This window comes from Pricia antarctica, from assembly GCF_900101815.1.
Classification (GTDB): Bacteria; Bacteroidota; Bacteroidia; order Flavobacteriales; family Flavobacteriaceae; genus Pricia; species Pricia antarctica.
Genome location: NZ_FNAO01000004.1, coordinates 507,274 through 533,052 on the forward strand (window position 1 = coordinate 507,274; position 25,779 = coordinate 533,052).

Sequence of the window (25,779 nt, forward strand, 5' to 3'; positions counted from 1 at the left end):
CTATTTGACCCGAGCTATTTTACAAATACATCTTCGCTTTTTCTATTGCTTTATTAATATCATCTACAACAAAATCATTTTCCAAAAATTTGAACATTTCATTCTTTTCAAAATCTTTTCTAAAAGTTGGTCTAACACCAGAAATTATCACTTTAATCTTTCTTGATCTGTAGGTCTTAATTATTTCTTTAATGCTCTGATAACCAGTTGCATCAATGAACGGAACATAGCGCATTCTTATTATGATGACTTTTGGTTGCAAATGTGCATTGATAATGGTTTCCTGGAATTGTCGGGCAGCCCCGAAAAACAAGGGACCATTTATCTCATATAGAATGACATCATTAGGGATATCCAATAGTTCTTCATCAAAAAGATACTCGTCATTTTCATTTTCGGATGAAAAGCCCTGAATATTAACGGATTCACTCATTCTTTTCATAAACATAAAACTTGAAAGCACTATCCCAATTTCTATCGCGATTACTAAATCAAATATGACGGTGAGAAAAAAAGTGGTGAGCAAAATAATAATATCCATCCTATTGCCTTTTAAAATAGATTTGAATTGCCTCCATTCACTCATATGATAGGCAACCACTATCAGAATGCCGGACAAACAAGGAAGGGGTATCAATTTAGCATAGGGAGCAAACAAGAGCATAATAGCGAGTAGAACAAGCGAGTGAACGATACCTGAGATAGGTGTCCGACCCCCGTTTTTTACATTAGTCGCCGTTCTTGCAATGGCGCCTGTAGCTGGGATACCGCCAAAAAGGGACGAAGCAATATTGGCCGCGCCCTGTGCAATCAGTTCCATATTGGAACGATGTTTTCCTCCAATCATCGAATCGGAGACAACGGCAGAAAGTAGTGATTCAATGCTACCTAAAATAGCAATCGCAAACGCTGGTTGAATAAGAGCCTGAATGGTATCAAAGTTCATATTTGGAATATGAGGTAAACTTAAATGATTGGGAATTTCCCCAAAATTGCTTTCAATAGTATCCACGGGGATATTGAAAATTTTTACTAAGATCGTTGCTAATACTATCGCAACAATGGACCCAGGAATATTTTTGATAATTTTCTGAAAGTAGAGAGTAATAATAACAGTGGCCCCTGCAATACCAATGGCATACAAATTAATATGTTGGAAATTATTAAAATATACGCTCCATTTATCTATAAAATCAGCGGGAACTTTATCAATATGTAGTCCGAAAAAATCATTGATCTGAGATGAGAAAATGATAAGCGCAATGCCACTTGTAAACCCAACAATTAAAGAGTATGGTATATATTTTAATAAATTCCCGAGACGTGCAAGCCCAAGACCTATGATAATGAAGCCTGCCATAAAAGTAGCAATAGTCAAGCCATCTGTACCGTATTGTTGGACAATACCATAAACAATTACAATAAAGGCGCCCGTAGGCCCGCCAATCTGTACACGGCTACCTCCAAAAGTTGAAATTATGATTCCTGCAATTATTGCCGTTACAATTCCTTTTTCAGGAGAAACCCCTGAAGCGATGGCAAAAGCAATGGCCAATGGGAGGGCTACTATTCCAACTATTAAACCTGAAAGAATGTCTTTCGTTAGGGTTTCTTTGGATATTCCTTGTTTTAAAAGGGAAAATAATTTAGGTGTAAATTCTTTTTTCATCTTAATCCTAATTCTCCGCTTTCCGTTTTTGAAAAAGCCAAGGATTTATTGCGTGCCCATCATGTAATCCGGCTGAACCTCGTTTCTTTGTATTCATTTGTTATTTAGTTAGTGAAGTGCCACAGACCACGACGTATTCTATTCAAATTTTTGATCTACTATCTAGTAGTCAAAATTGAGGGATGCGACATATTTTTAACAACTGCCTGGCCAAATTCTGAACATTTGAGCAAGGTTGCCCCATCCATCAACCTTGCAAAGTCATAAGTAACTGTTTTATTCGTGATTGTGCGCTCAATAGCTTTTACTATCAAATCGGCAGCTTCTTGCCATCCAAGATATTCTAGCATCATTACTCCTGAAAGTATTTCCGAAGAAGGATTTACTTTATCTTGATCTTTATATTTCGGCGCGGTACCGTGCGTGGCTTCAAATATGGATACGCCAGTGGTATAATTTATATTGGCTCCCGGGGCAATACCAATTCCACCAACGATAGCGGCCAGGGCATCGGAAATGTAATCCCCATTGAGGTTCAGGGTTGCGATTACATCATATTGGGATGGTCTCAAAATAATCTGTTGCAGGAACGCATCGGCTATTACATCCTTTATAATAAGCTTATGCCCATCCTTCTCGATTATTTGCCATGGTCCTCCTTCGAAATCCTTGGCGCCGAATTCATCTTTGGCCAATTGATAGCCCCATTCCTTGAACTTCCCTTCGGTAAATTTCATGATATTGCCTTTATGCACGATGGTAACCGATTTTTTTTCTGTGTCCAAAGCGAATTTGATAGCAGCTCTTACCAAGCGCTCGCTACCTTCTTTTGAAACGGGTTTTATTCCTATGGAAACCGTGTCTGGAAACCTGATGGCGGTAACCCCCATCTCATTGATCAAAAAGTTTTTTACCCTTTCAAGTTCCGGTGTCCCGCTCATCCATTCGATTCCAGCATAAATATCTTCTGTGTTTTCCCTATAGATGACCATATCCACTTTTTCAGGATGTTTGACAGGGGATGGTACTCCTATGTACCATCGTACCGGTCGAACACAGGCATATAAATCGAGTTGTTGTCGCAATGCCACGTTTAAAGATCTCATACCCCCTCCGATCGGCGTAGTCAATGGCCCTTTTATAGCTACTAAATATTCTCTGATATTATTTAATGTGTCTTCCGGTAACCATTCTCCGGTTTTTTCATACGCCTTTTCACCGGCATAGATTTCTTTCCATTCGATTTTTTTGCTTTCTCCATAGGCTTTTTCAATGGCCGCGTCCATAACTTGCTTGGTTGCCCTCCATATATCGGGACCTATACCATCCCCCTCAATAAATGGGATTACGGGATGGCTTGGAACATATAATTTACCATTTTCAAAAGTTATTTTATTTTCATTCATTTGATATTTCATTTAATATTTTCGATGATTTTCCATTAACTTTTTACAACTGCATTGATTGTCTGAATAAGAACCTACAAACAGGTTGGACAAATGGTATTGCAAGTGTCCGTCTTTTTGAATTCAAATGGGGCTGCACATCATTTTTATAGATTTTTATTACGAGTGCCCCCTGTACTTTCATTTAACGATAAATCGTTAACCTGTTAAAGCTGCGATATAATGGAAGTGCGAAAAGTGAAACATGAAATCATTGTTAGAATAATTTGATGTAAATATATAACATTTGTTATTATTTTAAATACTAATTGTTACATATAAATATATTATTTATTACATTTGAATTTTATTCATTTATGAAGAATTTTTTTGATCAATTTGATTTTCAGAGCAACAGACTTTTCGGGGAATTAAATTCAGCGGAAACAAGATTTGTCCACAAGGTGATGGAAACATTGCCGATAAAAAAAGGGGGAATGCTCTTTTACGAGGAAGGTATTCCTACAGGAGTTTTCCAATTAAAGAGTGGAAGAGCCAAGAAGTTCAAACGTGGCTTCAGTGGTGAGGAACAGATTTTCTATATCTATACCAAAGAGGATGTATTAGGCTATCATGCCTTATTGGGCGAAGAAAGATACCAAGATTCTTGTGAGGCATTGGAAGACCTGGAAGTGAATTTTATTTCCAAATCCAATTTTTTAAAACTTCTAGATGATATTCCCAGATTAAAACAAGCGGTAGTTAAAAATATTAGCCATGAGTTTGGGGTGCTTGCAAATACCATTGCGGTTCTTGCACAAAAAGACCAAAATACACGCTTGGCTATTTTTCTTTTACTTTTAGAGAACAAGTTTAATCAATTTAATGGGTATTCGGCCGGTATTGATTTGACCCGTGAGGATTTATCAAATTTCATAGGCACCTCACCTGAAAGTTTGGGAAGAAGCCTAAAACAATTTAAGGATGACGGTATTATTGAAATCGAAAAGAGGATTATTTATATAAAAAATAGAGAAATGTTGTTGCAATTTCTGAATCTTGACTTGACTATGTTGTAAGATTTGGGATAAAAAACTGAAGGTTATAATGAACTGAGCTCGAAGACACGTAAAATCCAGCTCAATCTGCCTCTTATTGTCAATTTTTATATAGTCACAAAAAACGAACGTGGCCGTTGCAGAACTCCAATAAACATCAATTTTCGCTTCTATAAATGTGCGGAAATCCGTAAATTGAGGGTATGCAAGGCAAAAAGAACTATACCGAAAAACTCTTCCCCGGTTTCCAGATGTCGGACCGGATCCCAAAGGAAAATCTTTACAGAAGGCTCCGCGAAACCCTTGACCTGAGTTTCCTTTACAGGGATACGAAAGAACTTTACGGCAAGACCGGCAACCCCTCGATCGACCCCGTGGTCTTTTTCAAGCTATTGATCACGGGTTACCTCGAGAACATCACCTCCGACCGAAAACTGGTGGAGCACTGCGGTATGCGAATGGACGTGCTCTACTTTCTGGGCCATGACCTGGACGAGGAGCTGCCATGGCATTCGACGATAAGCAGGACGAGGCAACTCTACCCCGAATCCCTTTTTGTGACCTTGTTCAACAAGGTATTCGCGCTGTGCGTCGACAGCGGGATGGTAGCCGGCCATACCCAGGCAGTGGATTCGGCCCCGATAAAGGCGAACGCGTCCATGGAAAGCGTAGTGCCGAAAATGCCGGCCGCCCCGATGGAGAGCCACTTGAAGAAAGTGTCGGAAGAAAATCGGGAAACTACTAAAAAGCACGGGGGGACCATATCCCCGGTACAGATTTCCGCTCCCGAACATGAGCTCAAGCGCGTGGAGAAACACCACCGGAATTTACAGGAAAGTCCGGTACGGCCGGCCGGTGCGACCCATAAAAAAGCACGCCTGCTAAGCAACAAGACGCACTATAGCCCCCACGATCCGGATGCCCGTATATCGGTAAAGCCGGGCAAGGCCAGAAAACTGAACTACCACTGTAGTATGGCGGTGGATACCGCGGAAGGGGTAATCTCGCATATCCAGGCCGACTTTGCCGACGGTAGGGACAGCCAGTACTTGAAGGATATCAGCCTAAAGGTGCAGGACCGTTTAAGGAAGAACGAGCTGACAATGACCGATATCCTGGCGGACGCGGGATATTCCAACGGGTCCAACTACGATTTTCTGGAACAAAGGAAGGTCACCGGGTGGATACCCGTCTTCGGGAAATATAAACCCTGGATAGAAGGTTTCCCGTACAACAGGGAAAAGGACGAGTACAGTTGCCCGATGGGCAGGCCCCTTCCCTTCAAGGGATTCAGCACCAACAAGGACGGTACCGTTCTCAAAAACTATTGGGCGGCACCAAGGGACTGCAAGGCCTGCCCTATGAAATCCAGCTGTGCGCCAAATAGAAAATGCAAAAGTATCACTAGAACAATATACGACGAACCGTACCTGAGGGCCTATGCCCGGCAGCATAATGGAAGGGGCGGGCAAATGAAAAAACTCAGGCAAAGTACGGTCGAACCGGTGTTCGGCAGCCTGACCCAGTTCTACGGCCTTCGGAAAATAGGCGTGCTGGGCAAGGCCGGTGCACATAAGGTCATGCTCATGGCCGCGGTCGCCTTCAACTTGAAGAAGTACCTTAAGAAAGGAGGGAAGAAGCCCTCCATTGGCATTTTCGAGGCCATTATGGATGCCCTCCAAGGCCACCTGACCACTTTTTACCGGCACATCCGACCGAGACCGGTTCTCCAAATGGCTCCGTAAAAACAACCTACTCGGGTCGATATCTTACGTAAAGAGTACTTCTGCAACGACCACGGCCTTTTTATAGGACTATCAGAATTCTTGTCTATTTATCTAATTATTCCCTAACATCAAAATAAAACATCACCCTCCATTAATGGTAACTGTCTAGCACAACAAGCCGGTCATCTACTTCTTGTTTACCCTAAAATGTCTAAGGTCATACTTGAAGCCCAGCATAAAATATTGTTGGAGCACGTTCGTTTGTATGTCCTCGATATAGGTTTCTGTTGCATTTCGGGTAAGGCTGTTGTTTTGGTCCAATAAATCGAAAACCGAAAGGCTGATTTCTCCCCGGTCGTTCTTGAACACTTTCTTACCGATACTCATGTTCCAGAGCAGGTAGTTTTGGTCAAATGTCTCGTCGAGCCCAGTATACCATTGGTGCGTCAGATCCGTGCGGAAAACGAAGCCGCTGTCAATGATCGCATTGAACTTCAATCGTGTATTCTGGTTGAAATATTGGGTGTTGCCCGTCGCCACCAAAGAATTGCCTACCGTATTGTAGTTGCTCCTTGAGGACAGGGTAAAATCTAACCGGTCGCTAAAACTGCTGCCCAGGGTAAGCCCTGCGCCCACCGTGGTATTGTTCGAATAGTTCAGGGCATCGTTGACAAGGCCAGGGGTACGGCCGAAACTGGAGGTTAGGTCGATGTTTAAGTTCGATTTTAGGGCCGAGACCGGAAAACCATAGGTCATAAATGAACGTAATGACCACTGTCCATCCAAATTTATGGGCCGGGTCAATTGTGCTCCTTCCTGGGCTTCAAAACCCTCCAGTTCGGGAAGATCGTAGCCCGACAGATAGGTGCTATTGGCAATGTAACCGTTCGTTAGGCTACCGCCCACCATGGCGAAGAATACGGATGCCCTTTCCGTATTCGACTTTGTATAACGTGCGAAAAGATTGTGCCCGTACGACTGTACGAGATCGGGGTTGCCCACGGTCAATTGCAAGGGATTGTTGTTGTCTACCACATTTTGCAATTGTTCGATGGAGGGCAGTTGAGTATTGGTACGATAAGACAGCCTTAGGTTTTCCTTTCGGGAAATAGTGTAGCGCAGCATCGCCATGGGAAGCACGTTCCAAAAAGTATTCTCATAGGTGTTTTCGAACGGGGAGGTCTGCTCATTGAGCAGGTTTGCCCACTGAAGGTTTGCCCGTGCCATCAAGGTCAGGCCGCCCGAACGGTAATTGTATCCGCCCCCGGCCTGTTGGGTAAAATAGTCGTTGGAAAATACATTGCTAAGACCCTGGTCGAAAAGGTCATACTGGGTCGTTTCTTCGTTAAAATCAAAGGTCTCCTTATTACTCTCCTCCTGTTGATAGCTGGTGCGGTAGTTCAACATGAGCATGCTCTTTTCCCCCAGCGGTTCGGTATATTGAAGGTTTGCCGAAGCGTTCCAACTGTTCAGGTCAAGGGTCGCATATTGGTCGATCAGAAGTGTATCGGCCGGTTGGTTCCCGAAGCTGTTCTCCGAAAATAGATAACTCTCGCCCTTTTTCGGCGAAAACCCCGTATTCAAACGAACGGAGAGGGTCCGGCGCGGCTTGGTGAACTTGTGTTTCCAAATGAGATCGTTGCTAAAGCTCAGGGCGGAAAGATCGGCATTAAAGTCATTGTCCGTTTGGTTCAAAACGTCAGCGCCGAGCAAGGTCTGCCCAAAAATGGACTGTAATCCATCATTGGTCTGGAAGGATAGTTTAGGCCGCCAGGTCAGGGAGTTAAGGCTGTCGATCTCAAAATCAAGCTGACCGTTGAACCGGTGGTTGATATTGTTGCTTTGTGAACTGCTACTTTCATCGTATATTTCGTTGATGCCCCCTTCATCGAAAAATTGTTGGCTCATCAGTTGGTCGCTAACGTTATCGGAACGGTTGAAAAAATAACTGGCGGATACATCCACCTTGTCGCCCCATTCATCGGTAAAATTGATACCGCCCGATTGGGAGTCGGTAATTCCCGCTTGTTGACCTACCAAAAAATCGTTGGCCGAGGCGCCGGAGCTGTTGCCGCCCCGTCCGCCGCCTTGGCCACCATCACGGCCGCCTTGGCCACCACCACGGCCTCCTTGACCACCCCCGCGACCACCTCCGGAGCTTCCCACCACGCCCAACAGGTCTTCGGTACTGAAATTTTGCTGGTTCACGTTATTGGCCATCCCGATGATCGAGATACGTTGATCTCCGCTGAAAAGATTAATGTTGCCGCCTGCTTGGTACTTGTCTTCCGAACCATATCCGACATATATTTTCCCGAACTGCCCGTTTCGCCTATCTGCCTTGGTCACGATGTTGATGGTCTTGGAAGTCTCGCCGTCATCGAAGCCCGTAAACTCGGCCTGGTCGCTCTGTTTGTCGAATATTTCGATTTTGTCGATCACCTCGGCGGGCAAGTTTCGTATGGCAGCGGTGGGGTCGTCTCCAAAAAAGCGTTTCCCATCCACAAGCACCTGTTTTACGTCCTCGCCCTCGGCCTGTACCTTGCCGTTTTCTATGACAACGGTGGGCATTTTCTCCAAGAGATCCTCGGCACTCGCATCGGGCAGAGTCTTATATGCGTTTGCGTTGTATTGCAAAGTGTCCCCTTTTTGAAGGACGCGTACGGCCTGGCCGGTGACTACGGCCTCATTCAGTTCTTCCACCTCCTCCTGCAAGGGGAGGATTCCAAGTTGTATCGGCCGACCGTTAACTCGTATTTTCCTTGTAAAGTCCTGGTATCCTACGTAAGAAATTTTCAACAAAAAGGCCCCGTCCGTTACATTGTCGAAACTGAAATTACCGTCAAAATCGGCGATAACGCCACGACCTTTGTTCGAATCGTTTTTTGTCAGCACGATATTCGCCCCGCTCAGCGGTATGCTATCGGAGGCATTGGCCACCGTTCCCGAGATCGACGAGGTCTGGGCAAAGGAGATTATGGCGAACAACTGGGCCGCAACTAAAAAAAGAAGCTGTCTCATAGTTGGTTTGATTGTAGTACTGCCAAGAATAAAATTCAGATTATCCTAGCAATTAGGTTGTGGAAAAGCTTTGGGTTTTGGGTAGTGATCCTTTTATTTGATAGGGGACCGGGATTATGGTATTGTGCCAAGCATGTCCCGGCCGGTCCTTCTTATTTTTATTGTTTCCTTTTTTTGCGTCTATCGGTTTGGTATACCTTGAATTCCTCAAAAGTGATAAATCCGTCGGAATCGGCATCGACCGTGTCGAAGTTTTCCGCCAGATTTCCCCTCTCGACCTTGGCGACCTCTTCTTTGGATAATTTTCCGTCTTTGTCGGTATCGAGCCGTTCTATCATTTTTTCGGGTGAACCGCCTTGCCGGTCACCTCTTTCTTGAGCGTAAGTATTCACGCCCAATAATAGGGCGGCCGAAAAAATTCCAATGTTAAAAATCTTAGTTTTCATCGTTATCTGTATTTAAATTAATTATTGATCATCTTTTAAATTTGCCTCGAACCAAAAATCTATATTTTCGGTCGTTGGACGTTCTTTTTTGTTGGAGGAATCTCTTTGCCCTCCCTGTCTGCCTTGACCACGGCTCCCACCGCGACCACCACCTCTGCCCCCGCGACCTCTACCGCCCATCCCTATCGATGGTGCCGAACCGGCGGCCCCATCAGCCTTCTCCCTTGCTTTCTGTCCGCTACTGACCACCCCAATGCTCAAACGGGATAGGTCGGTAGCATCATCGACCGCAATTTTGTCTTTGGGAATTTTTATTCGGTAAATCAGTCCCTGGCTTTCGGTGCCTTCGGTTTCAGTTTCTGTGGTTTCAAGCCCGATTTCAATGCCAAGACTGTTTAACATGGGGTGAAATAGTTCGGTTTCGCCTTTATGCCCATATTCCCCTTCTTGGGGCAAATCGGCCAAGAGTCCGTCCAAATCGGGCCTACCTTCTCCAGTAGCAGGTTTTATTCCCCTTTCCGCAGTTTCACTCCTGACAGGATAGCTGACATATACCTCTTTGTTCTTTTTTCCCTTGATATCGAAATAAAAGGTCGTGCCCAGCCGTAACAATCGCTGAATAGTCGCCATATCGGTTGTAAAAAGGGTTACGGAAATATCCTTTCCTTCATCAAAGAGTTTGTAAGTGAGTTTTTCATGAACTCCCGTTACCGTGTCCAAAACTATAGTTTCGGCTTGGGCCGCTTGAACAAAACATAGGGTCAAAAGCAGCCGTAGATATTTTTTTTTCATTCTTTCTAGTATTGTTTTTATTATTCAACGATTCCTACAACTTCATAGGCTCTGGTACCATCCACATGTATTTTTTCATAAAGTACGTTGTCGGACTCATAAAGAATAGCACCATCTACCTCTACTTTCTCGTAATCTTCGGGCAATTCGTATATGATGGCACCTATTTCGGGGCGTACTACTTCATAGTCATCATCTGCGGCCCGATAATAGATACCATCATAATAGAAATAATTTCTTGCTCCTACCACTATACGACTGTAGCCGATTGGCAAGGTGCCGATCCGTAACCCAACTGCTGGGGCTACAGGTAAGTAATGCCCGCCGTAGTACCGAAAGAATTTGTTATTGACATAGGTATATGACAACCCCTTGTGGTTGATTACCGTTCTATTGCTCGGTAAGGTCCTTACCGAAACGACTTTGGTCGTGGGTCTTTTGTATATTACTTTGGCTCTGGGTACCCGTACCACTTTTTTGGTCGTGACAACCTTTTTTCTTACACTTCGCTGGGCGATAGCCCCTTGGGAAAAGGCGGTGATCATCAGTATACCCATAATCAGAATTGCTATTTTTTTCATCGGATTCGATTTAAGTTATAATTTGGTTTTGTCTCTTTGACTTGATTTCCTTTTTTGGTTTAATATGATGAAAACGGTTTAACATATATTTATAAGAATTCCTTCTTAAAAATTTTGTCAATCGATCTTTCGTTTCTGGAACCAGAGGTCTTCCATACTAAGGTTCAATGTGAGTAGGTGAAAGTTCTCTTTGATGAGTATATTCTGGATTTGGCCTTTTGATCCGTAGCTGTAAGAAAGATTGATCATTGATTTTTGCCCTTGGCCTATGGGGAAGCCTACTCCTGCGGTAAGGCCATAACCGTCTATTTTGGTTCCGTTAACCGATAGGTAGCCGGTATCATAATTGAACCCTGCTCGATATTGAATACGATCACCGTATTTATAGCTCGTCCGGTCCTTGGCAAATTCTATTCCGATGGCATAGATATCTTGGTCGGAGTAGCTGCCAATGTTCTCTGTCTGTCCGGTATCGTCCCAATAATTCTTTTTGTAATCCGCACTTAGGGTCAATGATTTTCTAATTTTTGCACTAAGACCCAAACCAAGTTCAAACGGCATGTTAAAGTCGGCCGTAGAATCTGCTTCTTCATCTTCTACGGTAATGTCCAATCCGTCTAGATTTTTAAGCACGGACCGCTTTAAATTGCCTTTTAGAGCGGTCGGAAATTGAACGGTACTCCCTAGGGTAATGTTATCGGTCAGGTCGAATTGCATTCCGAGGCCGAAGCGCAGCCCCGTATAATTTGTTTTTTCGGATAAATTAAAACTGCTATTGCTGATCTGAAATTCCTCTTCTTCCTCTATATTTCCGAAAAGTATTGAGGCACTTGCCCCGACCCGGAGGCCTTCGATTATGCGATAACCTAAATTCACGCGGAGGTCGCTCAATCCGCCGATACCGGTCACGTTACTTTCAAAGGTTTCGTTTGTGCCCTCAATATTGCTCTGTATACCGACCAATGAATACCCAACATCACTGTAGGGTACCATTACGATACCTGCACCCAGCCCCTCGGCAATTCGAAATGCCATGGCAAGGTTCGAAAAGTTGATGGTGGTCATCGTTTCACTGTCGCCTTTGTTGCTGTAATTGTTGTATTGCCCTTTTAATCCTACATTGTAGAAAAAAGAGTTTTGCGGTATCAACGCAAAATTGGCCGCGTTCAGGTTATCGATCTCATCTTCTGTCTTCAACCCGATACCCGAATACCCCATTCCGTTGGTTCTGCCGATACCCGTCTGGTTGACCGAACCTAGCCCGTACAGACTATAAGGGGAACTGGTCAATCCTTCAGATTGGGCAAAACCAGGAGCTAGAGGTAAGACCAGCGTTAAAAAAAAAGCAAAAAGAGCCTTATTCATCTTCGTTATAGATCGCATACGTAATTTCCAGAGTTATAGGGTAATCGTCGTTGTTGCTGCCATTGAGCACAAAACGGTCAACTGTGGCGTTGTAATTGTCGGGCAATAGCATAAGTGCTTCGCCGGTTTCCCTATCGGTCAACAATAATTTTTCGATATAACTACCCAGATGGATCTCATAATAAATGTCATTGAACTCTTGGTTATCACGGTTCAGTATGGCCTGAAGTGCCGTACCGGTTGTGGAAACCAGTTGTTCGGTGAGGTCGTTGTTCTGGTCTACCAGAAATACCGATAAGCTATCTCTCAATAAAAGTTCATCACCGTAATTACCTATTGTGGGCTTAATTTTCAGAACCGCATCTAACAGCGTACCTTCCCCATTGATATCGTACACGGATTTAATATGGGGAAATTGAATTTTTGTTGCAATACCTATACCCGATTGAATGAAACTTTGATTGCCGCTATCGGCACTATTCAGGTCAATTTCTTGATGCGTCAACGTTTTTAGGTAATCGATAGGTTCATCCGCCGTAATTCGGTTGAAGAACGGAGTGGGTGTACCTACGGTGTTGACGGCAAAATCAATATAGGTTTGCACCTGTTCACTTTCCTCGGATGTGGTAAAATATAGTCGCATGCCACTTGCCGGCGCCGAAAAACCGATAATGGCCCCGTTGTCGCTCTCGTCGGGCAGTACGGCCATCCCTTTAAAAAAATCCTTGAATTCGTCTGAGTTGGTAATCAGTTTTTCCTGTAGACTTTGAAATAGTTGCGACCCCAGGCTATCGTTCATTTTGATCACTAAAGAGTCGGTTTCTAGCGGTCTTGGGGCGTAGGTCAAAATACCCAGATCCTCATCTTCGAAAGCTATAGCACTGGTGTTGTAGAACGAATCGCCTTCAGGCTTTAAATTTCCTGTAAGTTGCCTCAGGTGAACGGTACTATTTTGAAGGGTATCGTTGTAATAATAGTTGTCGTACTTTAAAAAGAATATTAGACTGTCGTAAACCGCCTCGGAACTTATACCGTATGTTTCGGGCAATAGCTGGATATAGCTCGTGCTTTTGACCGTACCGAAAACGGGGTCGGTATATTTGCCTACTAGCATTCTCGTCGTCTGCGAGGTCTCGATACTGTCGAACTTTATGGTCGAGGTCTCGACCGTTAGGGTGTCGATAAGCATTACACGAATATTACTGTCGGTAAAGGTGTCTCCCGCCACGAAATCGGAATCGTTCAAGGCATCGGTACTACATGAGGCGCATAGGGCAACCAACCCTGCCAGAAAGAGCTTTTTAATCATTGGTCGAAAAGTTTAAAGGCAAATGTAGCGTGGGAGTTCGATCCTAAAAACCGTAATGGACAAACTGGAAAAGTTACAAGACCAATCCCCAAATTATCACTACCAAACCGATATTGCCTTTTTGTAGATCAAAACGGCTAGTTGGTATCTTAAATCGGCGGTTTTATCTATTTCAGTTTTATTCTGAACGCGTCTATCATAGTTTTGACCTCTAATCGAACAAAAACTAGCGATATGAACCTAATTATATTTCAACGGATGTCCATAACGTGTCTCGCACTATTGACATTTACAAGCTGCTCGAACGATGGTGATGACGACGAAAACCTGGGTAACTGGATAGACCGCTCGGTCTTTGACGGTAGCCCGCGTAGCAGCGTTTCTGGTTTTACCATTGATAACATTGGTTATATGGGCGTCGGTTACGACGGTGACGATTACCTTAGTTCATTTTGGTCGTATGACATGGATGGCGATTTTTGGTCACAGAAAGCGAATTTTCCCGGGGCCGCAAGAAATGCGGCCGTAGGTTTTGAGGTTGACGGAAAAGGATACATCGGATCGGGATACGATGGCCATGCTGAATTGGCGGATTTTTACAGTTATAGCCCCACATCGAATACATGGACGGAAATAGCACCATTGCCATCTCCCAGACATAGTGCCGTTGCGTTCGGCATCAACGGTTTTGGATACTTAGGTACTGGTTTTGACGGTGATAACGATAGAAAGGATTTCTGGAAATACGATCCTTCGACAGACAGTTGGTCCGAACTTGTTGGGTTCGGTGGCGATAAAAGAAGAAATGCGGCTGTTTTTACCATTGGCGACAAGGTATATCTTGGTACAGGGGTGTCGAACGGTATTTTTTTAGAAGACTTTTGGGCGTTCGACCCGACTACCGAAACCTGGAGCAAAAAACTGGACTTGGACGAAGATGACGATTATACCATAACCCGGAGCAATGCCGTGGCCTTTACATTGAACGGTTATGGGTATGTTGCCTGCGGGACTTCTAGCGGAACCCTAAGCTCGGTTTGGGAATATGATCCGGGCACCGATTCTTGGGAAGTTAAAACAAGTTTCGAGGGAACCGCTAGACAAGATGCCATCGCTTTTTCCAATGGTTCATCGGCTTTTTTGGGTCTAGGCCGTTCCGGAAGCCTTTATTTGGACGATCTGGATGAATTTCTACCGTTCGATGAATATGATGAGGAAGACTAGAATTCTTTAACACAGAAGTTATAAGGTCCATTTTTCAACTTAGTCAATAAATTATGGAATTTATCAAAGGGGGTATCGTTTTGACCCTGTTTACAGTCCTATTTTTCTCGGTCGTTTCGCTATTTGTCCCGAAATCGGAACCACGTGTGCCTCGGCTCTTTTCCGAAGTCATCAAACTCGACGAGGGCTACGGATACCAAATCTCGGCGAACGGTAAGCTGCTCATCCGACAGAAACATATACCGGGACTTCAAGGAAAAATTCGCTTTGGGAACCCCAAAGATGCCCGATTGATCGCCGACCTGGTCATATACAAACTAACGACCGGGAAAAGTCCCGAGGTTGGGATTACGGAACTGAACGAATTAAATATCAAGACCTTAAATGGTAGCGGCTTTTAATCTATGGTCTTGGGAAAAATAAACCTTCGTCAAATTTTAGCACATATGGCGATATGGACCGGTTTTATTGCTTTTTTATTGTATCCCACAATTGTTCAAGGTAGGCGGGCACCGTCAAATTTTCCTTATAACCTGTGTTTGGCGATTGTCCTTTTTTACCTGAACTACTTTGTTTTAGTACCCAAGTTATTGCTCAAGAAAAGAACGATTATGTACGTTGCCCTATCGTTCACACTTCTTTTGCTCGTTTTATTCGTATTCGATTTTTATTTTAGGCCGCAATTCTCGGACAACCTTTCTACAACTTTTCGAAGACCTTCAAATAGGATTTCTTTCAGGCTACCGCTAATGTTCATAATGTTATTTTGTGTGCCTTTTACGGTCAGTACAGTAATAAAGGTGTACGGCGAATGGAGAAAGAATGAAGATCTAAGAAAAGCAACGGAAAAAGAGAAGATAGATTCTGAACTACGGTTCTTAAAGACACAGCTTAACCCGCACTTTTTGTTCAATTCACTGAACACCATTTATTCATTGTCGGTAAAGAAATCGGACGAGACACCGGAGGCGATTATGAATATTTCGGAATTAATGAGGTATATGCTCTATGAAGCGAACAGGGACAAGGTGCCGCTGGCCAAAGAAATCAATTATCTGAAAAGCTATGTTCAGTTACAGCGCCAAAGACTTTCTAGAGATGCAAATCTGAAATTAAAGATCAGCGGAAAGGAAGAAGGCAAAATGGTAGCCCCAATGCTCTTTATCGTCTTTATAGAAAATGCATTTAAATATGGTACCGATTTTCAAGGCAAAACGGACATAGAAATAAACCTTTCGATAAAGGATCGGTCTATTTGCCTATATGTCAAGAATATTATAGGTGCCCATCAAAGCAGAGAAGGTAGTTCTGGTATCGGTATCGAAAATGTCAGAAATAGGTTGAATCTGCTGTACCCCGATGCCTATGACCTAACCATTGGAGACAACGGCGTGCATTACGAAGTAAACTTACATCTAAACCTGAACTGAAATGAAGTGTATTATAATCGACGACGAGCCATTGGCCGTAGAGGTTTTACAGGATTACTGTAAAAAACTGGATTTTTTGGAACTTGAAGGTACCTTTAACAATCCTCTGGATTCGATACCCATAATTAATAGGAAAAATATAGACCTGATATTTTCAGATATTGAAATGCCACAAATGAACGGCATTGATTTTATCGATTCACTGGAAAACAGGCCGTTCTTTATCTTTACGACCGCCTATTCACATTATGCCGTTGACGGCTTCGAGCTCAATGCGGTAGATTATTTGGTAAAGCCCATTCCCTATGGCCGGTTCGTGAAAGCGGTATCACGTGTCCAAGGCCTTTTGACTAAAAATGGAGAAGTACGGGATACCAACATCTTTCCCTCAAGTGGGGGCAGCGAAAACGGCGACAATTTCATTTTCGTAAAAGCGGAATACGAAAACATCAAAATTAGAATAGACGACATTAAATACGTCCAAGGCCTAAAAGATTACCTAAAAATACACGTGGTTTCGACCAACAAGCCCATTCTTACCCTCATGAGCTTTAAAGAGCTACACGATAGATTACCTTCGAATCTCTTTGAAAGGGCCCATAAATCATTTCTCGTGAACGTGAACCATATCGGTTCGATTCAAAGAAATAGAATTGTAATAGATGACATAAGATTACCCATAGGTGAAAGTTATAAATCCACATTTCTATTTCGCCTAGGGCTTCGATAGCAAAAGAAATAAAAGACGGATCAAAGACCGCCGATAGATACAAAGCCCAAAAGACCATTTTTTAGTCCAAGCTGTTGTTGGAGATATAGTCCAAAAATTCCTGTTTATGGTTTTCCGAGACCGTGATGCGCTTGTCCCCGATAATGATCTGGCTTCTTTCAATGGTGTCGATGGCCTGCAGGGCGACGATGAACGATCGGTGTACACGCATAAACCTGTCTTTGGGAAGTTCTTCCTGTAGGCTTTTAAGGCTCATCAAGGTCAATATGGGACGGGAACGGTTTTTCAGCCAAATTTTTATATAATCCTTTAGGCCTTCAAAATACAGAACATCCGCCAGTTTAATACGTAGTTGTTTGTATTCGGATTTTACAAAAAGAAACTCCTTTTCCTCGGATACCCTGGTTTGTTCTTTCCCTCTTACCAGTTCAAGCCAAGTATTGGCTTTATTGGCCGCAACCAAAAATTCGGCGTAGTCAAAAGGCTTTAAAAGATAGTCCAGGGCTTCCACTTTAAAACCTTCCAAGGCATATTGATCGAACGCCGTCGTAAAAACAACCCGCGTTTCCTTGGGCAACATTTTTGAAAATTCAATACCGGTAAGATCTGGCATCTGGATGTCCAAAAACAACAGATCTACAGGTTCGGCTTTTATGAACTCCATCGCTTCTAAGGCACTAGCACACTTTTTTTTAAGTACTAAAAACGGTGTTTTCTGAACATAACTCTCCACCAGATTAAGCGCCATGGGCTCATCATCTACAATAACACAAGTGATTTTTAAGCTGCTCATAATTTATTCCGTTTCTACTTCTAATTGTACTAAAAAACGATTATCCTTTACACTCGTATTAAAACTATGTTTATTTGGGTATAGTAATTCCAAGCGTTTCGTTAAATTTTGCAGTCCGATTCCTGAACCACTTTTATCGTCTGTTTTTTTAGGGAAATTATCGTTTTCAATGGTAAAAAGAACTGTTTTATTTTCATTGGTCATTGAAATGTTAATATGACTTTCTTTACTTGCGGAAACACCGTGTTTAAAAGCGTTTTCAATTAATGAAATAAATAATAAGGGTGCTATGTGAATGCCTGTTTCTTCCGTTGGAAAATTATAACTGACTTTGGTTTTGTCCGATACCCTTAATTTCATTAGGTCGATATATTTTTTTATAAAATCGATTTCTTTTGAAAGTGGCAATATATCCATATTGGTTTCATAAAGCATATATCTCATTAATTTGCTTAAACTATGAATGGAAGATTTGGCCTCGTCTGGCGAAATATCAACCAAAGCATAGATGTTATTTAAGGAGTTAAAAAAGAAATGTGGTTGTAATTGATAATGCAAATGTTGAAGTTCTGATTGCAACTTGAAGTTCGTAGCTTCCTTACGCTCGGCTTCTGTTTTTGTCCATCGTTTTGTGGTTTTAATGGTCACTGAAAAAAGCACCGGTACTATATAGGATAACATTTGTACATAAATAATCATCTTAATAGGTGGCCTAGCACCTTCGATATTTGACGGTTTTCTTATTACATCAGTAAAAATAAAAGTATCAATTTGTGATTTTAGCACCAGAAAAAATGAAATAATGATCACATTTATAATGATGTACTTAACTGTTTTATTCTCAAACAGAAATTTGTCAATTAATACACCATAATTAATATAAAATAGGATAACATAAAAAAACAACGGTATCCAAAAACGAGACATAGTCCTGCTAATTTCTTGTTCTTGACCATAAGAAAGCACATATGGCATACTGAATAAGGCAAACCAAACCAGGATATGTGAAAAGACTGTTATTTTTTTATTTTTTTCCATCATAAATTTATTCATATCGCAATGCTGTAATCGGATCTAAAGCTGATGCTTTTCTTGCAGGATACCACCCAAAAAAGATACCAGTTACAGCACAAACAGCAAAGGAAATTACAATAGAATACATTGCTACACTTGTTGGCCAATTTAAGAATTTCTCAATAAATACCGTAGAAGTGAGTCCTAAAAGGACGCCTAAAGCACCACCAGATACACTAATTAAAATAGCTTCTATTAAAAATTGCATTAAAATATCTGAACCTTTGCCTCCTACAGCCATTCTTAATCCAATTTCTTTGGTACGTTCTTTTACAGACACATACATAATATTCATAATACCAATACCACCAATTAACAGAGATATACTGGCTACTGCAACTAATAAAACGGTTAACATCTCGCTGGTAGAACTAAATGTAGAAATAAGCTCTTCCATAGACTGTACACTAAAATCGTCTTTATTTGGATTAGATATTTGATGTTGAATTCTCATAATTTCTGAGACTTCAGTAACAGCATTTGGCGCATCGTCTTCACTTACTGCCGAAGCCATAATTTGATTGATATAATCAATAGCCAAAATACGTTTTTGTACGGTTGTATATGGTGCAATAACCACATCATCTTGGTCTTGACCAAAGGTGTTTTCTCCTTTTACTTCTAATACACCAATGACTTTAAATGGAATATTATTAAAACGAATCATCTGTCCAATAGGATCTTGCCCATCAGGAAACACATTGTCCACGACCGTTTGCCCAATAAGTGCCACTTTAGAAGCCGTTTTTACTTCGGCATCTGTAAACATACTGCCGCTTTGCAAATCAACTACTTTAATTTTGAGATAATCTGGATTTACGCCATATATACTTGATGGCCAGTTGTTAGAACCATTTATAACTTGTCCTTTACCAGTAACCAATGGTGTTGCATAACTTAAAAAGGTGGCTTGATCTTTAACGGCTTCATAATCTTTAAGGGTAAGTGTTTGCATCTCATCTGCACTTGCGCGAACACCACTACTTGAAGCAGAAGCAGGTCTAATAGTAATAATATTAGAGCCCATACTTGAAATGTTAGTGCGAATACTTTCTTTAGAGCCTTCACCAATAGCGAGCATTGCAATTACCGATGCTACACCTATAATAATGCCCAACATTGTAAGTAGCGTCCTCATTTTATTAAGAACAATGGCTTTAAAAGCGATTTTAAATAAATTTAATAGTCTCATAATTAATGATTTTCTTTAGGTAATTTTGCTAACTCTTCTTCTGCCGATTGTACATTTTCATTTTTGTAATCTTGAATGATATTTCCATCTTTTAAAACAATGGTTCTACTACTAAATGTTGCAATATCTTCTTCGTGCGTTACAAAAGCGATAGTAATACCTTGTTCGTTAAGGTCTTGAAAAATGGACATAATTTCGTAGGCAGTTCGTGTGTCCAGATTTCCAGTGGCTTCATCAGCTAATATCATTACTGGGTTATTTACTAACGATCTTGCTATGGCTACACGCTGTTGTTGTCCACCTGAAAGTTGAGACGGCGTATGATCCATTCTGTCTTCTAAGCCAACCATTTTTAGTGCTTTAATAGCACGTTCTCTTCGTTCTTCTGTAGATATTTTACTGTTATATATAAGTGGTAATTCTACATTTTCAAGGGCAGATGTCCTAGCCAATAAATTATAGGATTGGAAAATGAAGCCTATTTTTTCGTTTCTTATCGTGGCTAATTCATTTCGGCTTAAGTTTTTCACTTTTATACCATCTATTTCATATAACCCAGAAGTTGGTTGATCTAAACAGCCTAAAATATTTAATAAGGTGCTTTTCCCCGAACCACTAGATCCCATGATGGTAACAAATTCGCCTTCGTTTATAGTAAATGAGATACCTCGTAAAGCACGAACTCTTTCCGCTCCCATGGTAAAGTCACGCGTTATATCTTCTATTTTAATGATTTCTTTGCTCATCTTATTATCTTTTTCCTCCACCTCTTGTTGTTTGTGGCATAAATGGACTTTCGCTTTTATCAGCAGTTTTTGCTTCTGAATTACTAACGTCTTCTAAACTGTACACTAATTTATCACCATCAGAAATTCCTTCTAAAATTTGAACGTTAACACCATCACTTGCTCCCAAAGTGACTTTTTGAGATTTTATTTCTCCTGTACTACTATAAACCCAAACAACGCTACCGGTACTTCTTTCTGCCGGTCTTTCACTTGGTGCTTCAACAGTAATTTTTTGTTGTTCATTATAAGCTGTTAACTCTGGTCGTGTTGGTTTAAAATTAATGGCTTTGGCTTCGGCAGTTAACACATCTTTTAATTCCAAGGTGTAAATTGAAATGGTTGCGGTTAAGCCTGGCTTTAATTTTAAATCTGGGTTATCTGCTTTAATAACTACTGTAAAGGTTACCACATTTGAAATTACGGTTGGGTTTAAACGTACTTGGGTAACAACACCGTCAAAGTCTTCCCCTAAATAAGCGTCAACTGTAAAACTAACTCGTTGTCCTTCTTTAACCTGCCCTATGTCTGCTTCATCAACATCAGCTTCTACCTGCATTTCTTTTAAGTCTTGAGCAATTGTAAACAAGGTTGGTGTACTTAAACTTGCGGCTACAGTTTGACCTTCGTCAATGGCTCTCGATAATACCACACCATCAATTGGTGAATGAATATCGGCATAACTTAAATTGGTTCTCGCTTTTTGTAAATCAGACAAACGTTGAGTAACTGTGCTTTTTGCTGTTTCGTAATTGAAGTTCGCATCATCAAAATCAGATCTACTTATAACCTGACTGTCGTATAAGGTTTTTTGACGGTCGTAAATGGTTTTTGTGTAGTTTTTTTGATTTACAGCATTATCATAAACGGCTTGCGCCTGCGATAATGCAGCTAACAGATTGGTTTTATCTAATTCGGCAATTAATTGCCCTTCTTTAACTACACTGTTATAATCCACAAATATTTTCTCTACAACACCAGAAACTTGTGTACCAACATCTACTTGGTTTGTTGGTTCAATGGTTCCTGTTGCTGTTACCATTGTGGTAACATTCGCTGTTTTGGCTGCAACGGTTTTAGCTTCAATAACTATGGTATCGTCGCCTTTTATAAAAATGAATGCAGCAATAGCAATAGCGATTAAAACTATACTTCCTATTATGATTTTTGTCTTGTTTTTCATGACTGTAGTTATTAAAGTTTAATATCGTTTCCTTGATAAAATTGTAATAGTTGATGATATAAAATATTTAAGTATTTGGCTTGTAAATAATTTTGTTGAGCATTTGTATATGTGTTTTGACTAATCACTAAATCTGTAGTACTCAAAGCTCCTAATTCATATTTCTTTTGTGCCAGATTAAACGATTGTTCGGCTGCAGCTTTAGAAGCTTCTGCAGCAATAACTTGCTCTTGTGTTGAGAGTGCATTTTGGTAGGCAGTCTCAACTTTTCTATAGATTTCTTTTTCTGAATTTTGCTTCTGAATTTCAGCTTTTTCAATATTTAAAGTTGCTGTGCTTACAGCCGCTTTGGTCTGGTTTCTATTAAAGATTGGAACGTTTAACGACAGTCCTATTTTTTGATTGAAATTGACATTGAACTGGTCTGAAAATGTATTGTCATTAATACTTGTGTAGCCAGTTCCCATACTTCCAATTAGAGATAAGGTTGGTAAATATGCGCCTTTCGCGATGTCCAGTTCTTTTTCATTGACAGCGATATTTAAAGAACTCACTTTCATCTCTGGGAGATAGCCTAATGCATTATTATAAATAAGCATTTTGTCAAGTTCCAAATTGATTAAATCCATATTTTCATCAATGGTTTCAACCTCCATCTCTTGTGTAGGAGGCAATTCCAGCAATTGTTTTAGTGCAATGATGTTTTGTTGGTAATTGTTTTTTGCAGCAATTACATTGTACTTATTGGTAGCTGCTTGACTTTGCGCTTCGGTGTAATCATTTAGAGCAATTTCTCCGGCATCTAAACGTGCTTTGGCACGTAACACTTCTTTCTCTGAAGCCACCAAATTGTTTTCGGCTATGCTAATACTTTCTTTACTGTATAAACTTTGCAAATAGGTTTCTAAAATGCTGACAACAATATTGTTCTTGGCTATTTCTTCAATAAAGGAACTCTGTTCTAAAAGTAATTCACGTTGTTTTATATCATTATTAATTTGATTGCCTTGAAATAAGGTCATCGAACTATTTATGCCCACATTAGAGCTATAGATTTGATCTGACACAAAATCACTTGTAATTGGGTCTATTGAATTTCCGTTAGAAAAATTTTGAGAAGCATTACCAAATAAGTTAGGCAGTCTGGATGATTTTGCTCTGTCATAATTTACTTCTGCAATATTGGTATTTAATAATGCATCTTTAACAGTTATGTTGTTTTCTATGGCGTAGGCAATACATTCGTCTAAAGACCACACTTTTGGTGTTGAAGTATTATAAGCCTCTTGTGCATTTGAAAATTGCACAATTAAAAAGCTCGCTATGATGAGATATAATTTCATTTTTGTGTGTTTTACATTAACACTACAAATGTGAAACTAAATGCTACCTTAATAAAGTGTAATAGATGTTTGGGCTAATTGTCTATACAGAACGTCTTTTTTTATCGACGGGATTTTTTGGTTTTTCTTGGGGATAAAAAGTAGGGCACCATCATGCTATTTAAGATTTTTATATCTCAATGTATCCAAAAAAGAATGCATAAAATAACCGATTACAAGAATGTAATCGGTTATTATAAAAGAATCTAAAATTTAGTATTGTAGTGTTTAATCTTTCACTCTTACTTTTTATCATTTAAATCAAACCAAAAATCTATAGTTGCTTCCTGTACCAATTCCCTTGCTTGAGTCGATCCTCCTCTGTTTCCAGCACCTCCACGGCCACCTCCACCGCCTCTAGCACGTCCACCTTGACCACCGCCTTGTCTACCACTCCTACCCATATTGGCTTGTTGCTTGTTTTCCTTTTGTTCTTGCTTGGTAGAAACAACTCCAATAGATAATTTTGAGAGATCTTCATTTTCCTTTATAATCTTTGAAGCAGGAATCTTTAAATGGAATTCTAAAATTGGACCCACTTCCGTACTTTCTTCATAACTATAATTCATTTCAATTCCCAAACTATTTAAATCCAAATTAAAATCTTGAGATGAATCGTAACTTGTATAATTTGCCGTTTTTGGAAGGTTTTCTAGCATTTTATTGATATCCGGACCATTTTGCTCGCCATTTCCGCTACGCTCACCTCTTTCAGGCCTAGTACCTTTTTCTGGACGCTCTGTTTTTAAAGGGTATTGTATGCTTACATTTTTCTTTTTCTTCCCTTTTACATCAAAATATATTGTATACCCACGGTGAAGCATAACTTGCATGGTCTCTTTGAACTCTGCATGTAGTGTTACATACAAATCTTTACCATCAAAATTTGCTTTGTATTCAATATTATCTTCACTCCCCATAAACGTAGATTCATCCTGGGCAATAATAACACTACAAATTAAGAAATGTAGGATCGCTAATTTTATTTTCATAGTTATTGTTTTATTTCAGTCTCGTTAATTTTTGTTTTTCTTAGTCCTAATTATTTTAGTTCGCTACAAAACTTCTTTAACCATAAAACCTACCTCCATATTTTGGGAATTCACAGTGACATCGCCTTGAGGAAAAGAAAACTGACACTGAAAAAATCTGGAAGGATGAGCTATAATTTTAACTTTTAAATGAATTGATGTAACACTACAAAGGTGAAATTTTATTATATTTTACGATCAAGCGATAGACGTTTGGGGTAATTGTCTAGATCAGGGCGGTGATTTTATCGATGGAATTTTTTGAGTACAAGGTTTGAAGCAAAAAAAGGCAGGGTTAAAAATGTCAAAGAAAGATTGATACATGGATTCAGCCCTAAAGGTTATAGCTAGATTCGGCTAATAAAAACCACTTTTTAGAAAACAGGTGAAGTCCCTTAAAAAGAACGTTTTTTGGGACACGGCACAATCTGGCAAGGTGCATAAAATTTCACTTTTATCTGAACTTTTGCAGAAACCCTAAATTACCTATTACGCCGTCCCCAAATCTTACCCTTAAACTTTGCGCGTGGATCCTGTCCGGTTTTTGTAGCGATTCCGGTAGATTAGCGTAAAGCAAAAACCGGATAGGGCCTTCCTGCTTTTGCTTGTCGAAAGGCCGATCATTCGTTCCTGTTTAGTTCCTGCCGAATTCCGTCCAGTTCAGTTACATCTATTTCCACTTTAAAATAGGGCTTTCCAAAAGTGGGTTCTACTTTGACAATACTATCCAGCACTTTCGAAAAAGTCCGTCGGTCAGCGCCACTAGCCTTTATGACGTCATGGTATCTTTCGTAAGAAACCTTTCCTTCCTCCCTGTTCCATTCCTCCCTGGTCATTTGGATAGAAGCCTTCCCCACAATCATAGGTTGCTGCTCCTTCTTTTTTAGTGCCGTTCCATCGAACAGACTTTTGAGTATATCATGTGTCGGTTTTATGTGCTCCCTCTCCATGGTACGTAAGAGTTCATCTATATAATCATATCGCCCTATTAGGTCATTTTGGAATTTGATAAAACTGATCATCACCTCGCTTTTAGGGATGATTTTTGCTTTTTCGAAAAAGTCGATCATTGTATCGACCGTTTCGGAATGTGATCTGGAAACGGTCTTGGAATAGGCCCGAAATCGCTGGAAACCACAGTTCACGCACCTGATAATGTTTGGACAGATTTTGGATGATCCGGAAACTTGATGTTTTTCCCGTACCACAGGAACCAAAGACCATTAGCCCTTTTTGCAGTGAAATATTCTCCATGACCTCAAAAGCTGGGTCTTGGTTCCAATACCTACAAAAGTGCCCCAGAAAGTTTTTGTTTTTACTGTCGACATCGAAGTCGATATCGCTTTGGGCATGGAATTTTTGAGCGGCCTTAAAGAACACTTTTTTGAACATATCCGGATGGCACAAGGTATCTTTTGTGCCGTTTGATTTTTTTGAACGTGTAGCCTTCCCTAAAAATAGGACAGTTTAAAATTCGAATTTATTAATTTTAAATTTTAACTGTCACATGAAAAAAAGCAAGTTTAGCGAAAGCCAGATCATCAAGGCCCTCAAGGAGAACGAACAGGGTCGGACCGTTGGCGACATCTCCCGGGAAATGGG

At 40.8% G+C, this 25,779-nt stretch carries 24 protein-coding genes; 7 read left to right on the forward strand and 17 right to left on the reverse strand.

The window, feature by feature from the left end:
* Window positions 1-19: 19 nt before the first annotated feature.
* Entirely contained in the window at window positions 20-1,669 is a 1,650-nt protein-coding gene (locus BLT07_RS09825) for a SulP family inorganic anion transporter (protein WP_091868164.1), read from the reverse strand.
* 158 nt (window positions 1,670-1,827) lie between these two features.
* A complete protein-coding gene (icd, locus tag BLT07_RS09830; protein ID WP_091868166.1) occupies window positions 1,828-3,075 on the reverse strand; it encodes an NADP-dependent isocitrate dehydrogenase in 1,248 nt (415 codons plus the stop codon).
* 356 nt (window positions 3,076-3,431) lie between these two features.
* Here icd and BLT07_RS09835 point away from each other — a divergent pair, with 356 nt between their 5' ends.
* Together BLT07_RS09835 and BLT07_RS09840 are read left to right on the forward strand one after the other, a co-directional pair.
* Window positions 3,432-4,133, forward strand: coding sequence for a Crp/Fnr family transcriptional regulator (locus tag BLT07_RS09835; protein ID WP_091868167.1), 702 nt, complete (start codon window positions 3,432-3,434; stop codon window positions 4,131-4,133).
* Between the two features lie 182 nt (window positions 4,134-4,315).
* Window positions 4,316-5,857, forward strand: a complete 1,542-nt coding sequence (locus tag BLT07_RS09840; protein WP_091868169.1) for an IS1182 family transposase — start codon at window positions 4,316-4,318, stop codon at window positions 5,855-5,857.
* A gap of 168 nt (window positions 5,858-6,025) precedes the next feature.
* Here the strand turns inward: BLT07_RS09840 and BLT07_RS09845 are convergent, their stop codons facing one another.
* From BLT07_RS09845 to BLT07_RS09870, 6 genes are all read right to left on the reverse strand, one after another.
* Window positions 6,026-8,860, reverse strand: coding sequence for a TonB-dependent receptor (locus BLT07_RS09845; RefSeq protein ID WP_091868171.1), 2,835 nt, complete (start codon window positions 8,858-8,860; stop codon window positions 6,026-6,028).
* A gap of 158 nt (window positions 8,861-9,018) precedes the next feature.
* A complete protein-coding gene (locus BLT07_RS21205; RefSeq protein WP_217633310.1) occupies window positions 9,019-9,306 on the reverse strand; it encodes an EF-hand domain-containing protein in 288 nt (95 codons plus the stop codon).
* Window positions 9,307-9,327: 21 nt separating this feature from the next.
* Window positions 9,328-10,098 carry a hypothetical protein gene (locus BLT07_RS09855; protein ID WP_091868173.1) on the reverse strand — a complete coding sequence of 257 codons (771 nt, stop codon included), beginning with the start codon at window positions 10,096-10,098 and terminating at the stop codon, window positions 9,328-9,330.
* Window positions 10,099-10,118: 20 nt separating this feature from the next.
* Window positions 10,119-10,679, reverse strand: coding sequence for a DUF6515 family protein (locus BLT07_RS09860; RefSeq protein WP_091868175.1), 561 nt, complete (start codon window positions 10,677-10,679; stop codon window positions 10,119-10,121).
* 117 nt (window positions 10,680-10,796) lie between these two features.
* Window positions 10,797-11,969, reverse strand: coding sequence for a BamG family beta-barrel-assembly machinery protein (locus tag BLT07_RS09865; protein ID WP_245726492.1), 1,173 nt, complete (start codon window positions 11,967-11,969; stop codon window positions 10,797-10,799).
* 67 nt (window positions 11,970-12,036) lie between these two features.
* Window positions 12,037-13,353, reverse strand: a complete 1,317-nt coding sequence (locus BLT07_RS09870) for a DUF4270 family protein (RefSeq protein WP_091868178.1) — start codon at window positions 13,351-13,353, stop codon at window positions 12,037-12,039.
* 234 nt (window positions 13,354-13,587) lie between these two features.
* Here BLT07_RS09870 and BLT07_RS09875 point away from each other — a divergent pair, with 234 nt between their 5' ends.
* The 4 genes from BLT07_RS09875 (at window position 13,588) to BLT07_RS09890 (ending at window position 16,737) form a co-directional block, all read left to right on the forward strand.
* Window positions 13,588-14,577, forward strand: coding sequence for a Kelch repeat-containing protein (locus BLT07_RS09875; RefSeq protein ID WP_091868180.1), 990 nt, complete (start codon window positions 13,588-13,590; stop codon window positions 14,575-14,577).
* 53 nt (window positions 14,578-14,630) lie between these two features.
* The gene (locus BLT07_RS09880; protein WP_091868182.1) at window positions 14,631-14,978 is read left to right on the forward strand and encodes a DUF4907 domain-containing protein; all 348 of its coding nucleotides are present in this window, start codon (window positions 14,631-14,633) and stop codon (window positions 14,976-14,978) included.
* A 348-nt stretch (window positions 14,979-15,326) separates the two neighbouring features.
* On the forward strand, window positions 15,327-16,007 hold the full coding sequence (locus BLT07_RS09885; protein ID WP_245726493.1) for a sensor histidine kinase: 681 nt from the start codon (window positions 15,327-15,329) through the stop codon (window positions 16,005-16,007).
* A 1-nt stretch (window position 16,008) separates the two neighbouring features.
* Window positions 16,009-16,737 (forward strand): LytR/AlgR family response regulator transcription factor, encoded by a 729-nt coding sequence (locus BLT07_RS09890; protein WP_091868186.1) that lies wholly within the window; start codon window positions 16,009-16,011, stop codon window positions 16,735-16,737.
* 61 nt (window positions 16,738-16,798) lie between these two features.
* Here BLT07_RS09890 and BLT07_RS09895 read toward each other — a convergent pair whose 3' ends face one another.
* From BLT07_RS09895 to BLT07_RS20960, 9 genes are all read right to left on the reverse strand, one after another.
* Window positions 16,799-17,530 carry a LytR/AlgR family response regulator transcription factor gene (locus tag BLT07_RS09895; protein ID WP_091868188.1) on the reverse strand — a complete coding sequence of 244 codons (732 nt, stop codon included), beginning with the start codon at window positions 17,528-17,530 and terminating at the stop codon, window positions 16,799-16,801.
* A 3-nt stretch (window positions 17,531-17,533) separates the two neighbouring features.
* Window positions 17,534-18,583 (reverse strand): sensor histidine kinase, encoded by a 1,050-nt coding sequence (locus tag BLT07_RS09900; RefSeq protein ID WP_245726494.1) that lies wholly within the window; start codon window positions 18,581-18,583, stop codon window positions 17,534-17,536.
* Window positions 18,576-19,796: an ABC transporter permease gene (locus BLT07_RS09905; protein ID WP_091868190.1), complete on the reverse strand. Its 1,221-nt coding sequence runs from the start codon at window positions 19,794-19,796 to the stop codon at window positions 18,576-18,578. Before BLT07_RS09905 ends, BLT07_RS09900 begins: the two co-directional genes overlap by 8 nt.
* A gap of 2 nt (window positions 19,797-19,798) precedes the next feature.
* Window positions 19,799-20,542, reverse strand: coding sequence for an ABC transporter ATP-binding protein (locus BLT07_RS09910; protein WP_091868275.1), 744 nt, complete (start codon window positions 20,540-20,542; stop codon window positions 19,799-19,801).
* A 4-nt stretch (window positions 20,543-20,546) separates the two neighbouring features.
* Entirely contained in the window at window positions 20,547-21,764 is a 1,218-nt protein-coding gene (locus BLT07_RS09915; RefSeq protein ID WP_091868192.1) for an efflux RND transporter periplasmic adaptor subunit, read from the reverse strand.
* 11 nt (window positions 21,765-21,775) lie between these two features.
* Complete coding sequence (locus BLT07_RS09920) at window positions 21,776-23,107, reverse strand: TolC family protein (protein WP_091868194.1); 1,332 nt, start codon at window positions 23,105-23,107, stop codon at window positions 21,776-21,778.
* Between the two features lie 281 nt (window positions 23,108-23,388).
* Window positions 23,389-24,138 carry a hypothetical protein gene (locus BLT07_RS09925; RefSeq protein ID WP_091868196.1) on the reverse strand — a complete coding sequence of 250 codons (750 nt, stop codon included), beginning with the start codon at window positions 24,136-24,138 and terminating at the stop codon, window positions 23,389-23,391.
* Between the two features lie 659 nt (window positions 24,139-24,797).
* On the reverse strand, window positions 24,798-25,322 hold the full coding sequence (locus tag BLT07_RS09930) for a BfmA/BtgA family mobilization protein (protein WP_139205130.1): 525 nt from the start codon (window positions 25,320-25,322) through the stop codon (window positions 24,798-24,800).
* Complete coding sequence (locus tag BLT07_RS20960) at window positions 25,210-25,569, reverse strand: hypothetical protein (protein ID WP_091868200.1); 360 nt, start codon at window positions 25,567-25,569, stop codon at window positions 25,210-25,212. The genes BLT07_RS09930 and BLT07_RS20960 overlap by 113 nt, the downstream gene beginning before the upstream one ends.
* 115 nt (window positions 25,570-25,684) lie before the next feature.
* Here BLT07_RS20960 and BLT07_RS20725 point away from each other — a divergent pair.
* Window positions 25,685-25,779 (forward strand): transposase (locus BLT07_RS20725; protein WP_139205131.1); only part of this gene is annotated, 95 nt, incomplete at its 3' end.

Excerpts from the sequence above, each read along its gene's own strand:
- BLT07_RS09825 (WP_091868164.1), bottom strand. The coding sequence starts at position 1,669 with ATGAAAAAAGAATTTACACCTAAATTATTTTCCCTTTTAAAACAAGGA.
- icd (WP_091868166.1), bottom strand. The coding sequence starts at position 3,075 with ATGAATGAAAATAAAATAACTTTTGAAAATGGTAAATTATATGTTCCA.
- BLT07_RS09835 (WP_091868167.1), top strand. The coding sequence starts at position 3,432 with ATGAAGAATTTTTTTGATCAATTTGATTTTCAGAGCAACAGACTTTTC.
- BLT07_RS09840 (WP_091868169.1), top strand. The coding sequence starts at position 4,316 with ATGCAAGGCAAAAAGAACTATACCGAAAAACTCTTCCCCGGTTTCCAG.
- BLT07_RS09845 (WP_091868171.1), bottom strand. The coding sequence starts at position 8,860 with ATGAGACAGCTTCTTTTTTTAGTTGCGGCCCAGTTGTTCGCCATAATC.
- BLT07_RS21205 (WP_217633310.1), bottom strand. The coding sequence starts at position 9,306 with ATGAAAACTAAGATTTTTAACATTGGAATTTTTTCGGCCGCCCTATTA.
- BLT07_RS09855 (WP_091868173.1), bottom strand. The coding sequence starts at position 10,098 with ATGAAAAAAAAATATCTACGGCTGCTTTTGACCCTATGTTTTGTTCAA.
- BLT07_RS09860 (WP_091868175.1), bottom strand. The coding sequence starts at position 10,679 with ATGAAAAAAATAGCAATTCTGATTATGGGTATACTGATGATCACCGCC.
- BLT07_RS09870 (WP_091868178.1), bottom strand. The coding sequence starts at position 13,353 with ATGATTAAAAAGCTCTTTCTGGCAGGGTTGGTTGCCCTATGCGCCTCA.
- BLT07_RS09875 (WP_091868180.1), top strand. The coding sequence starts at position 13,588 with ATGAACCTAATTATATTTCAACGGATGTCCATAACGTGTCTCGCACTA.
- BLT07_RS09880 (WP_091868182.1), top strand. The coding sequence starts at position 14,631 with ATGGAATTTATCAAAGGGGGTATCGTTTTGACCCTGTTTACAGTCCTA.
- BLT07_RS09885 (WP_245726493.1), top strand. The coding sequence starts at position 15,327 with ATGTTCATAATGTTATTTTGTGTGCCTTTTACGGTCAGTACAGTAATA.
- BLT07_RS09890 (WP_091868186.1), top strand. The coding sequence starts at position 16,009 with ATGAAGTGTATTATAATCGACGACGAGCCATTGGCCGTAGAGGTTTTA.
- BLT07_RS09895 (WP_091868188.1), bottom strand. The coding sequence starts at position 17,530 with ATGAGCAGCTTAAAAATCACTTGTGTTATTGTAGATGATGAGCCCATG.
- BLT07_RS09900 (WP_245726494.1), bottom strand. The coding sequence starts at position 18,583 with ATGAATAAATTTATGATGGAAAAAAATAAAAAAATAACAGTCTTTTCA.
- BLT07_RS09905 (WP_091868190.1), bottom strand. The coding sequence starts at position 19,796 with ATGAGACTATTAAATTTATTTAAAATCGCTTTTAAAGCCATTGTTCTT.
- BLT07_RS09910 (WP_091868275.1), bottom strand. The coding sequence starts at position 20,542 with ATGAGCAAAGAAATCATTAAAATAGAAGATATAACGCGTGACTTTACC.
- BLT07_RS09915 (WP_091868192.1), bottom strand. The coding sequence starts at position 21,764 with ATGAAAAACAAGACAAAAATCATAATAGGAAGTATAGTTTTAATCGCT.
- BLT07_RS09920 (WP_091868194.1), bottom strand. The coding sequence starts at position 23,107 with ATGAAATTATATCTCATCATAGCGAGCTTTTTAATTGTGCAATTTTCA.
- BLT07_RS09925 (WP_091868196.1), bottom strand. The coding sequence starts at position 24,138 with ATGAAAATAAAATTAGCGATCCTACATTTCTTAATTTGTAGTGTTATT.
- BLT07_RS20960 (WP_091868200.1), bottom strand. The coding sequence starts at position 25,569 with ATGTTCAAAAAAGTGTTCTTTAAGGCCGCTCAAAAATTCCATGCCCAA.